This is a genomic window from Mongoliibacter sp. (assembly GCF_007692705.1).
Lineage (GTDB): Bacteria > Bacteroidota > Bacteroidia > Cytophagales > Cyclobacteriaceae > Mongoliibacter.
The window spans coordinates 18,819-30,871 of record NZ_REBN01000188.1 but is presented as its reverse complement, the minus strand read 5'-3'; the positions used below and the strand labels follow the sequence as shown (position 1 = coordinate 30,871).

Genomic DNA, 12,053 nt, shown 5'->3' with positions numbered 1-12,053 from the left:
CCCTTGGCATCCAAAGGCATAAGATCTAACCCCGAATTACCATGTCGCTCAGCAATCATCATGTAACCGGAAGATGGAATTTGATTGGGATAGATGATATCCACAAATGCGTTATTCTCTTCCAAAATTGGCGTGGGGCTAATATCCCAATAAGATCTCAAATCAGGAATAGAGACAACTTCCTCCATTGCTCTGAGAAAATTCTCAAGATTATTGGCATGCGTGATATGCTGAGAAGGGTCACTATGATTATATTTCACTACCTGAATTTCCGAAAATGATTGGTTGCTACCCAAAAGAGGATTAGCACTTTTTACTGAAGGGAATCTGGAAGTAGCAAAAATTCTCTGCCCGTTTTCTAAAAGTATTGATCCAATTTCTACAGTGACATCTTCGGGCATTGGATTCTCTTCACCCTCATTCGTTTGAACTATGGTACGCTCTTGGGCTCCGCCTTTATCTACGATCAGGGTAATTTCTTTGATTCCGACACTGTTGTTATTTTTATCGACATAAACAGTGTTTTGAGCAAGAGCAACATTGACGAGAAAAAACAAAATGATTAAAAGAGCTCCCTTCAAAAAGACATAATTACCACTCACTGATATATCAAGTGTTGGTAAAGCGGGCTGAAAAGAGCTATTTGAAGGCCTCATGCAGGGTTATAAGAATAGTACTGGGTGATAAAACGGGGTGATTAAATCTTTATACTAATTATATTGTTGTAAAAATACACTTTTTTGTTTTTCATAAACAAATAAAAGCAAAAATATTTTATGCGAAATGCATTTTTTTTGATTCAAAAGTATTTTAAAAAGTGTTGATATACAAAAAAGGAGGCCTCAGCCTCCTTGGTTTTTAACTTTTTTTTCTGTTTTGAGGTTCTTAATGTATTCCTTAATAACTCTCATTTTTTGATTATTTCCCAAAATCTCTTTGGGAATAATCCTTTCCAAGCTCCAATACATATTTGAAATTAATTTTGGGTGACACTTGTATAACGCTGCTTTAATAAATTAAGTTTTTGATCCATTTCAAACACAAGGTTCGCTTTTTGTTTTTAATGAGTATATTCAATCATCAAAAACCTTAATATATGGAAACCATAACCAAAGAAAATATACAAGTCGAGATTGATGAAACTTTTTTGATTCAAAAAAAGCAATCTGTCCAAAACCGTAACCAATCAGTCAAGGAACGAAAGGTTTTACTGGAAAAACTACTTACTTGGATAAAAGATAATCATACAGATATTCAAAAGGCCATACATGCGGATTTCAAAAAACCGTATGCAGAAATAGATATATCGGAAATTTTTGTAGTTACTTCAGAAATCAAACATGCCCTCAAGCATATTGACAGCTGGGTGAAGCCTAAGAAAGTGTCCACTCCTTTGCCGATGTTGGGGACAAAATCCTATATTCATTGTGAACCAAAAGGAACCAGTCTCATCATTGCTCCATGGAATTACCCCTTCAACCTCGCCTTAGGGCCATTGGTTTCGGCCCTTGCTGCAGGTTGTACTGCTATTATAAAGCCATCAGAACTTACTCCTCATACTTCGGCATTATTGAGACGTTTGGTTGGAGAGACCTTTGACAAAAGTCAGGTGGCCTTATTCGAAGGAGAAATAGAAGTAGCGCAGATGCTTTTGGCCAAACCTTTTGACCACATCTTTTTCACAGGAAGTCCAGCTGTTGGAAAAATCATCATGAAGGCAGCAGCAGAAAACCTCAGTTCCGTTACTTTAGAGTTGGGAGGGAAGTCGCCTGCTATCATCGATGCCAATACAGATCTGAAAGATGCGTCCGGAAAAATAATCTGGGGGAAATTTGTGAATTGTGGACAAACCTGCATCGCTCCTGATTATATCCTGGTACACCATTCGGTCAAAGACGATTTCTTAAAAGAAATCAAGACCCAAATTGGAAAAATGTATAATTCATCTGGTAAAGGAGTGGTAAAAAGTAAGGACTATGCTCGAATCGTAAACGGGAAGCACCTAAAAAGACTCAAAAACCTTTTGGCTGATGCGGAACTCAAAGGTGCTCAAAAATTCTATGGGGGTAATATAGATGAGACAGAAAACTTTTTTGAACCTACCATCCTTACTGACCTTTCAGAAGATATGGAAGTAATGCAGGAAGAAATCTTCGGACCAATTCTGCCTGTGATCACATTTGATGACTTGGAGGAAGCAATTAACTACATCAATCTCAAACCAAAGCCATTGTCACTTTATGTTTTTTCCAAAGATTCAAATAATATAAAAAGGGTGATCAAAGAAACTTCATCGGGTGGGGCTCTTGCCAACGATTGTGTGATTCATTTCCTTCAAAATGAGCTTCCATTCGGAGGAGTCAATAATTCAGGTATTGGGAAAGCACATGGATATTTTGGGTTTTTGGCCTTCAGTAATGAAAAGTCAGTAATGCATCAGAGAGTCGGCCTAACCGCTTCAAAGCCCCTTTATCCTCCCTATGGCTTTACCAGCAAAAAAATCATTGATAGTCTTTTGAAATGGTTCTAACTTGAAAAGTGTAATAATTAAACAATAAAAGGTATGAATAGTTGAAAAATGGTGGTCTACATGGTTTTTCAAATTCATCTTCTTATATATTCGCTTTGAAAAAATCTTTCATTTTTATTTTTCTTTTTATTCCTACCATTCTCATGGCGCAGGAAAACCAGAAGCTGACATTGGATGAGCTGATCAAAATAGCCTATCTAAATCAACCGGCTCTAAGAATGTCTATGATGGAGCGGGAAATTATTGATAATAATGTCAAGTCATCACTATCGGGCTGGCTTCCACAGGCTGGCCTTGAAGCTGATTATTTCAGGTATTTTGAACAGCCTGTGGCCATATTTCCAGACTTTAACAATCCCGAATCCGGAGCAGTCCAAGAAGTTCGAACCGGAGTTCCTTTTAATTCTAATCTCAATTTTTTTCTAAACCAATCCATTGTCAACAATGACCTGTTTAGGGCAAAAGGCCAAGCCAATTATCTGAGGGCCTCCGCAGAACAGAATCTAGAGCTGGTAAAAATAGACCTCAACGTGAATACCAGTAAGGCTTTTTATGAGGCATTACTCAGTCAGGAAGAAATCCGAATCCGGCAAGAGGATATCCAAAGGCAGGAAAGGCAACTGAAAGATGCAAGATCTCTTTATGAGGCCGGAATATCAGATAATATTGATTACAAGAGGGCTAGTATCGCCCTTCAAAATTCCAGATCTGCTCTTTTTCAAGCAAAAGAACAATTTCAAGTCAGTATGGCCAGGCTCAAGGAGTTGGCTGGATTGCCCAGAGAGACTCAGCTAGAGTTGGATTATGACCTGAATACCCTTATCAGTCAAGTCCAAATGGATACTTTGGAAGGAGTGGATTACGAGAGGAGGTTTGAAACCCAATATTTAATCTCCCAAAAAAATATTCAGGAAGCTGAATTGGCCTTTTCAAGAAGGGCTTTTCTTCCCAATATTGATGCGTTTTTCAATTACAATATCATCTACCAGACTCTTGATGGAAGCCAGCTTTTCAATACTGCCTTTCCAAATTCTCTTGCGGGCTTTAGAATGGCTTTCCCCATTTTTCAGGGAGGTAGAAGGAATTTTGAAATCAGGGCAGCAGATCTTCAATTGAGGCAATTGGAAGTCGCCCAAAGTGAACTGCAATTACAAATCAACCGCGAACATCAGGAGGCTTTGAGTACATATAAATCCTATCTCTATGAGTGGAAAATTCAGGGAGAGATTAAAGAGACAGCAGAAGAGATTTACAATACCATAAGCTTACAGTATGAAGAAGGAGTGAAAAATTTTCTTGAGGTTATTCAGGCTGAGACTGATCTCAGGACTAGCCGGATCAATTATATCAATGCCTTGTTTAGATTGATGGCCAGCAAAATGGATTTGTTGAGGGCAAGAGGAGAAATTCAAACGGAGGAAATATGAGACTTGATAAATATATACCGATCACAAATATATTCTTGATTCCTCTGCTACTGCTCTTGTCATGTGGAGAGTCAAAGGATGAAGAAAAGAGGGAGAAAGTTACCGTAACAATTGCCGAAGAAAAGGAATTGAGGTTTTCAAGAAATTTCCCCGCCACCACGGTTGCTTTGGAGGAGGTTGAGCTACGTGCTGACGTAGTAGGGTATGTTACTGGGATTTTTATTAAAGAGGGTCAGGAAGTCAAGAAGGGCCAACTTTTGTATCAAATTGATCCTACGAGATACGAAGCCAGAAAACAGCAGGCTGCTTCCTCAGTTTCCATTGCTGAGTCAAATTTGGAAAGAATCAAAAAAGACTTTGAACGGTATGAAAGGTTAAAAGCAGAAGACGCCATAGCGGCACAGATTTATGATAATGCGCTGAATGAGCTTCGAAATGCCGAACAAGAACTCAATGCGGCCAAATCTGAACTTGAAAATACAAGCATCGACCTGCAATATGCCAGTATATATGCGCCTTTTAATGGAACCATAGGTTTCAGTCAAGTGAGAATGGGGAGTTTGGTCAATCCCGGAGAAAGCCTGCTTAACATTATTTCAAGAGATGATCCTATGGGAATAGACTTTTATCCTGAAGAGAGATATTTAAATATGTTTCAGGAATTGAAAGCCTATGAAAATGCAATGGAAGATTCTCTTTTTACACTTAGGTTAAGTGATGGTAGCGCTTTCCCACATTCCGGGCAAATCGAAATATTGGATAGGGCAGTAAATAGAAATACAGGAACCATTCAGATCCGCCTCAAATTCGACAACAAAGAAAGAAAATTAAGACCCGGAATGAGTACCACCCTAATCGTCAAGGAGACTGAAAAGGAAAAGGTTTTATTGATTCCTCAATCAGCCATTAAAGAACAGATGGGGGAATTTTCTATTTTTCTGGTAGAAGATGAGGTGGTAAAGCAGGTCAAAGTAAAAACCGGAAGGAATTACCAAGATAAAAGAGTAATTGAGGAAGGGTTGGAGCCTGGGCAAAAAATTATTGTCAAAGGAATTCAAAAGGTGAAGGATGGAGATAAGGTTGAAATCATTGAGGAAAAGGAATCATGATAGCAGATACTTTTATAAGAAGGCCCAACACTGCCATTGTAATTTCACTTTTCATTTTGCTGCTTGGTATTTTGGCAATCAGCACACTTCCCGTATCACAATACCCTAACATTACACCTCCTGTTATTCAGGTCACCGCTACTTATACCGGTGCCGATGCTGAGACCATAGAACAAACGGTCATGACTCCCTTGGAAACCGAAATCAATGGTACTCCAGGAATGTCTTACATTGAAAGTACAGCAAGCAGTGAAGGCCGGCTGACGATGAATATCACCTTCGAAGTAGGTACAGATATAGATGTAGCTGCTGTGGAAGTACAGAACAGAATTTCTGTAGCTGAACCCTTACTTCCAGAGGAGGTAAGAAGACTTGGAATTGTGGTTAGGAAAAGGAACCCCAGTATCCTCCTGATTGTATCTATTTTCAGTCCAGAAGGTACTCATGGGATTGATTTTCTAAATAACTATACCAATATATTTGTAAAAGATGAACTTCTCAGAGTTCCTGGAGTAGGGGATATTTTTGCCCGGGCTGAAGATTTCAGCATGAGGATATGGCTGAAGCCTGATAGGCTTTCACAGTTGGGTATCACTGCCAATGAAGCCATAGCCGCCTTACAGGAACAAAATCTTCAAGTGGCTGCAGGACGGATCGGAGCCCCTCCCCAAACAGAGTTTCAAGCCTTTGAATATACAGTATTCACTAATGGTAGACTGGAAACTGTGGAGGAGTTTGAGAATGTCATCCTCAAAAATAACCCTGAAAACAACGCCCTGGTATATCTTAAAGATGTCGCAAGGGTGGAATTGGGACGATTCGACTATGCTACCAATAATTTTACGGATGGCTATCCTGCTGCATACCTCTTGGTGTATCAGACTCCGGAAAGTAATATACTCGAAACAGAACAGGGCATAAGAGAAACTATGGAAAGGCTAAAAGCCAATTTTCCCAAAGACCTGGATTATATTGTTCCTTTTGAATCTGCCTCAGTCGTGTCAGAATCCATCAATGAGGTCGTGAAAACCTTGTTCATTGCTTTGGGACTTGTGATATTGGTCGTTTTCGTTTTTTTGCAAAATTGGAGGGCGACCCTAATTCCTATATTGATCATCCCTGTCTCTATCATAGGTACTTTTGCCCTTTTTATCCCCTTAGGGTTCACAATCAATACCTTGACCCTATTTGGTTTTGTTTTGGCAATAGGTATTGTAGTGGATGATGCCATTGTAGTGGTGGAGGCTACTGCTGCGATCATGGAAAAAAAGGGTGTCTCTGCAAAAGAAGCTGTCACCGAAGCCATGAAACAAATTTCGGGACCTGTTATAGCCATGTCTCTGATAGTAGCCTCAGTTTTTATTCCTGTAGGGTTTATTCCGGGTATTATTGGTCGGCTCTACCAGCAGTTTGCAATGGCCGTAGCTGTATCGGGCTTGATTTCAGGCTTTGTGGCTTTGTCCCTTACTCCAGCCCTTTGTTCACTCCTGCTCAAGCCCAGTAGCATCAGTGAAAAAAGCAGAGGATTGGATAGGTTTTTCTTCCATTTCAACCGGCTTTTCGATAAACTACAAAAGAGGTATGATACTGCGGTAGAGTGGAGCTTGGGTAAAATCAAAGTCATTGTAATCGGCCTCCTTTTTCTGGGTGCAGCGACCATTTTTATGTTCCAGCTTAAGTCTACAGGATTTATTCCCACAGAGGATGAGGGTCGGCTTTTCGTTACTTTTGAGCTACCTGAAGGTTCATCCACCAATAGGACCCTCACCACCATCAATAAACTTATGGATATCCTTCAAGAACAGGAAGAGGTACTTCATTTTTCAGCTGTAACAGGACTTAATGCAGTCAATTTCGCATCCAAATCAAACAGTGGGACGGTGTTTACTCAGCTTACTCCTTGGGATGAGAGAAAGGGTAAAGGACAAAATGCATTCGAGGTCAGGGATAGGCTGGAAAAAATTCTGGCTGAGAGAATGCCGGAAGCAGAGGTGGTTATCATTGCTCCTCCCGCAATTCCCGGGCTGGGGAGCACATCTGGTTTTACCTTTATTTTTCAGGAGTTTGACAATAGTGGGGACATCAAAGATTTCGAGTCCAACTTAAAAGCCTTTATTGGAGATATCAATGCACATGAAGATATTGCTTCTGCATTTAGCTTCTTCAGTGCAAGTACACCAGCCTTTCAAATTAACCTTGATAGGGAAAAAACCGCAAGATTGGGTGTCAATATTGGTGAAGCTTATCAAACATTACAGACTTACCTGGGAAGTGTCTATGTCAATGATTTTATCCTTTACAACCGAAACTTCCGCGTACTCGCCCAGGCTGATTCTGCCTACAGGGAGAGCCCGGAATCTTTGAGTCAGTTTTTCCTTAGAAATTCAGAAGGAGGACTTACTCCTTTAAGTAATCTGACAGAAGTCAACTTAATAGAAAATGCACCTTTGATCAGTCATTTCAATCTTTTCCGTTCAGCCACAATCAATGGTGAGGCGGCGCAGGGCAAAAGCTCGGGTGATGCCATCAGGGCATTGGAGGAAGTTGCAAAAAACAACCTTCCATCAGGTTATGGATTTGAATATTCAGGAATTACAAGAGAAGAAGTAGCTACCGGAGGAAGTACCATATTGATATTTCTGCTTTCGATCATTTTTGTGTTTCTCTGTCTCACGGCATTGTATGAAAGCTGGTCTGTGCCTTTTTCAGTTCTTTTGGCCGTACCTACGGGTGCTTTTGGTGCCATCATCACCTTGCTTTTGATTCCAAGATTGGATAATAATGTCTATGCACAGATTGGTCTTTTGACCCTTATAGGTTTAGCAGCTAAAAATGCCATACTGATAGTTGAGTATGCCAAAGAAAGGGTGGATAGCGGTATGGGTATCAGGGAGGCAGTGATTGAAGCCTCAAAACTTAGGCTTAGGCCCATTATCATGACCTCATTGGCCTTTATTTTGGGTATTATGCCGTTGGTTTTTGCAGGTGGTGCCGGTGCTTTGGCTAGACAAACCATTGGATGGACTGTATTTGGAGGAATGACTGTGGCTACGTTGATGACTATTTTCATTGTACCTGTACTATTTGTTTTGATTACGGGATGGGCCTATTCTGAAAAGGAACTTGCCGCATTGAAAGAGAAAAAAGATACCTGATTATTTCTATCTTGAAAAAAATATATCCGCAGCAATGAATAAACCAATACTCTGTCTACTGCTTTTTACCATGATGACATTTTCAACTCTTTCTGCAAACGCCCAACAAAGACCACGTGAATTGGGTATCAAAATAGGTGTACTGGCAACGGGGAAAATGAACGCCATTACAGATGTCGCTGGAGTTGGTGTTGGCCATTTTACCAAAATCGAAGGAAATAACATCCGCACGGGAGTCACTGCCATTCTTCCACATGAAGGCAATCTCTTTCAACTGAAAGTTCCCGCAGCGGTACATGTGGGTAACGGTTTTGGGAAACTGGCTGGGAGTACCCAAATTCAAGAATTGGGCAATATGGAAAGTCCCATAGTGTTGACCAATACCCTGAGTGTCGCTGCCGGAATCGACGGTATCGTAAAATACACCCTAAGTCAGGAAAATAACGAATCTGTACAATCTGTCAATGCTGTAGTAGGAGAAACCAATGATAGTTATTTGAATGATATTCGTGGTCAACACATCTCTCCAGGAGATGTGATCAAAGCTATAAAATCATCTTCACTATCAACCGTACAGGAGGGTAATGTTGGAGCTGGGACCGGTACAGTTTGTTTTGGGTTTAAAGGAGGAATAGGGACTTCTTCGAGGGAATTGCCCAAATCACTCGGTGGGTTTACAGTGGGTGTATTGGTACAGACTAATTTTGGAGGAGTTTTACAAATTAACGGTGTGCCTGTTGGTGAGGAGTTGGAACAATACACATTTAAAAACCAACTAGAGTCAGTAGACGGTTCTTGTATGATTGTTGTGGCTACCGATGCGCCTGTAAATGAAAGAAATTTAAGAAGAATGGCAGAAAGGGCGATGCTGGGTCTTGCCAGGACAGGAGGCATTGCTTCCAATGGATCCGGAGATTATGTGATTGCATTTTCAAATCATCCCGAAAACCTGATTTCTCATCAAGCGGATGCATTGGAGACTAATAAAAACCAATACCTTAGGAATGATGACATGACGGCACTTTTCCTGGCTACCATAGAAGCCACTGAGGAAGCCATCATTAATTCCCTTTGGGCTGCAGAAGACATGCAGGGAAAGGATGGAAGGGAGATGAAGTCCCTTCCAAAAGAGAAAGTTTTGGAGATAATGGATAAATATAAGAGGTTAAACCAATAGCTTAAAGCGAGTCAAGGTTATCCAAATACTTTTCTGCCTGATCTAGGATTTCCTGCTTGTTTTTCATCTTAGACAATGTTCTATAAGCCATGCCTATTCTTGGGTTTTTGGCTAGTTTATCCTCATTTCTATGGTAAAAGTGCCAATAGAGGCTGTTGAAAGGACAGGCTTTTTCTCCTGTCTTTTTGCTTTTTGAATAATGGCAGCTACCACAATAATTACTCATTTTGTCAATATAGTTGGAGGACGCTGCGTATGGTTTGGTACCCACTATGCCTCCGTCTGCAAATTGACTCATGCCACGTGTATTGGTGATTTCTACCCATTCGATCGCATCAATATAAATTCCCAAGTACCAGGCATCCACGTCATCGGGTTTAATCCCAGCTATCAGTGCAAAATTTCCCGTAATCATCAACCTTTGGATGTGGTGGGCATAAGCATGATCCAGTGACTGGCCAATGGCGTGTTTCAGGCAGTTCATCTTGGTATCTCCAGTCCAAAAAAATTCAGGTAGCTTTCTGCGGTTTCCAAAAAAATTCATGCCTTTGTATGCTGGCATTTTGGCCCAATAAACGCCTCTCATGTATTCACGCCAGCCGATAATTTGCCTGATAAAGCCTTCTACCTGTGCAATGTCAATATCATCTTGATGTTCATACCAGTATTTTTCGACTTTTTCCACAACTTCCAATGGAGAAATCAATTTAGTGTTGAGGCTAAAGCTCAGCCTGCTGTGGAATAGAAAGGCATCATCGGTATGCATGGCATCTTGGTATTTCCCAAAATTAGGCAGAAGGTTTTTGCAGAAATAATCTACCAAAGCCAAGCTTTCTCTTCTGGAATATGGCCAGGAAAAATTCTCCTCATCAATATTTCCAATCGTCTCTACGCCAGCATCTGCTATCATTTTCACGATTTTAGAGACATTTCTGCTCTTGAGTAATTGAGGCTCCAAAACTGAAGTATCCTTTAATTTCTTCCTATTGGCCTCGTCGTAGTTCCACTTTCCTGTCAGTGGCTCTTTGCCATCCATGAGGATATTGTACTTTCGCCTCATTTCTCTATAAAAAGATTCCATGAGGTAGGTTTTTTTACCTTTGAAAAATCCTTCCAGAAACGATCTATCTGTAAGGAAGTGCTCGGTATCATACGATTTTGATGAAATTGACAAGCTGTCACATATTTCTTTCAATTGTTGGTCAAGTCTGTATTCATCAGGCAGAAGGTATTCAAAATGTTCAAAACCTTCTTTTTTGATCAGCATAGATAGATTTTTCTCAAGGTTTTGTTGATTTTCCTTGTCATCTAAACGGAGATAGATCAGCTTATGCCCTTTCTCCTTTATCTCTTCTGAGAAATTCCTCATCACCTGAAAAAAACCAACAACTTTTTGAATATGGTGTTTCACATAATCTGTTTCCTGCTGCATTTCCATCATAAGGTAGGTGATGTTTTCAGTTTTTTCATCAAACCAAGAATGCCTGCTATTAAGCTGATCACCTAAAATCAATCGGATTGTCTTTGCCATATTTTAAAAATCAATCTGGACACAATATGTTTTAAAATAAAAATTGCCCCACCTTAATCATGAAAACTGGTGGGGCATGGGTGATTAAACAACTTCTAGTATTTGAAACAGGGCATCATGCTGGACTTTCTACCAGAACCTGCATTATTACCCAATAAAAAGGAGTATCGCATGGATATTTCGTGCGCTCCTCCAGTATTGGCTTGCCCTAACTGCGATAAGGTAAAATCATAACTGTAACCGATATCGATGCCACCAGCGAGAGAAAATCCAACCAAGCCAATGATAGACTCTGTATTAGGCATGGCTGTACCCATGGTGGGCAATCCTCTGTACCAGGCGCCAACTACCAAAGGGTGTAGGTTGACCTGCATCCCTAAGTCGAGTTGATTGAATGGATCCTGATGTTTGTAGTTGAAGGCAAATACCAGTTCACTGGCGCCCTGTGTATTGTTCATATAATTCCTTACCGCTCCTTGAGACAGATCCACCTTTATACCGCCATGAGCAGATAATTTCATTGGCCACTGAGAAATTTGATCATCAATGAAAGCAATATTTGGCTGGGTGATGTGGTGCGCAGAAAGGCCAAACCATCCCCACTGATTATTGTATAGCATTCCAAAATGGAAGTCAGCGTACCTGTGTCTCATATCCATGAGTAAGGATTCTCCACTATGGTCTCCAATAGCACCTGAGTTAGGATCAATCTGACTGCCAAAAACCAGGTGGTTGAGATTGGCATCTCTTGACACAAATGAGCCTTGTGCACCAAATCTCAAGAAGCTATCAAAACCGAGTCTTAACCTGTAGGAATAGGCCAAACCAACTTCAGATGTACTCAAACCTGACATGGTTTCATTCATACCATTGACAATCAACCCTACACCACTGTTTGCCCCAAAAAAGTAATGGTCAAAGTAAGCGGAGTAGGCATTGAGTGAATGATCCAATCCTGGCCATTGATTTCGGTAATTCACCCCAAATCTGGTCATCTCAGAAGATCCTGCAAAAGCCGGATTCAGATATATAGGTGCTGCGTAAAACTGGGAGAACTGCACGTCTTGAGCCCTGGCAGCGAAACCAAGTAGAAAAATACATAAAAAGGTTACTAGGGCTTTCAT

General features: G+C 40.6%; 7 protein-coding genes and 1 pseudogene. 5 read left to right on the top strand and 3 right to left on the bottom strand.

Translation table 11 applies throughout. The annotated features are described in order from the left end of the window. Positions 1–656 (bottom strand): annotated as a pseudogene (locus EA341_RS13225) (hypothetical protein); the annotation flags it as partial. A 440-nt stretch (positions 657–1,096) separates the two neighbouring features. Here EA341_RS13225 and EA341_RS13220 point away from each other — a divergent pair. From EA341_RS13220 to EA341_RS13200, 5 genes are all read left to right on the top strand, one after another. Further along, entirely contained in the window at positions 1,097–2,530 is a 1,434-nt protein-coding gene (locus EA341_RS13220; protein WP_293015329.1) for an aldehyde dehydrogenase family protein, read from the top strand. 143 nt (positions 2,531–2,673) lie between these two features. Beyond that, on the top strand, positions 2,674–3,957 hold the full coding sequence (locus tag EA341_RS13215) for a TolC family protein (RefSeq protein ID WP_293015327.1): 1,284 nt from the start codon (positions 2,674–2,676) through the stop codon (positions 3,955–3,957). Then, positions 3,954–5,066 (top strand): efflux RND transporter periplasmic adaptor subunit, encoded by a 1,113-nt coding sequence (locus EA341_RS13210; protein ID WP_293015325.1) that lies wholly within the window; start codon positions 3,954–3,956, stop codon positions 5,064–5,066. Before EA341_RS13215 ends, EA341_RS13210 begins: the two co-directional genes overlap by 4 nt. Beyond that, positions 5,063–8,221, top strand: coding sequence for an efflux RND transporter permease subunit (locus tag EA341_RS13205; protein ID WP_293015323.1), 3,159 nt, complete (start codon positions 5,063–5,065; stop codon positions 8,219–8,221). The genes EA341_RS13210 and EA341_RS13205 overlap by 4 nt, the downstream gene beginning before the upstream one ends. Before the next feature lie 34 nt (positions 8,222–8,255). Next, positions 8,256–9,398 carry a P1 family peptidase gene (locus EA341_RS13200; protein ID WP_293015320.1) on the top strand — a complete coding sequence of 381 codons (1,143 nt, stop codon included), beginning with the start codon at positions 8,256–8,258 and terminating at the stop codon, positions 9,396–9,398. Between the two features lies 1 nt (position 9,399). On the opposite strand, the gene EA341_RS13195 is transcribed toward EA341_RS13200, so the two are convergent. Further along, on the bottom strand, positions 9,400–10,929 hold the full coding sequence (locus EA341_RS13195) for a cryptochrome/photolyase family protein (RefSeq protein ID WP_293015317.1): 1,530 nt from the start codon (positions 10,927–10,929) through the stop codon (positions 9,400–9,402). Positions 10,930–11,024: 95 nt separating this feature from the next. After that, a complete protein-coding gene (locus tag EA341_RS13190) occupies positions 11,025–12,053 on the bottom strand; it encodes a type IX secretion system membrane protein PorP/SprF (RefSeq protein ID WP_293015314.1) in 1,029 nt (342 codons plus the stop codon).

Excerpts from the sequence above, each read along its gene's own strand:
- EA341_RS13210 (WP_293015325.1), top strand. The coding sequence starts at position 3,954 with ATGAGACTTGATAAATATATACCGATCACAAATATATTCTTGATTCCT.
- EA341_RS13200 (WP_293015320.1), top strand. The coding sequence starts at position 8,256 with ATGAATAAACCAATACTCTGTCTACTGCTTTTTACCATGATGACATTT.
- EA341_RS13215 (WP_293015327.1), top strand. The coding sequence starts at position 2,674 with ATGGCGCAGGAAAACCAGAAGCTGACATTGGATGAGCTGATCAAAATA.
- EA341_RS13220 (WP_293015329.1), top strand. The coding sequence starts at position 1,097 with ATGGAAACCATAACCAAAGAAAATATACAAGTCGAGATTGATGAAACT.
- EA341_RS13190 (WP_293015314.1), bottom strand. The coding sequence starts at position 12,053 with ATGAAAGCCCTAGTAACCTTTTTATGTATTTTTCTACTTGGTTTCGCT.
- EA341_RS13195 (WP_293015317.1), bottom strand. The coding sequence starts at position 10,929 with ATGGCAAAGACAATCCGATTGATTTTAGGTGATCAGCTTAATAGCAGG.
- EA341_RS13205 (WP_293015323.1), top strand. The coding sequence starts at position 5,063 with ATGATAGCAGATACTTTTATAAGAAGGCCCAACACTGCCATTGTAATT.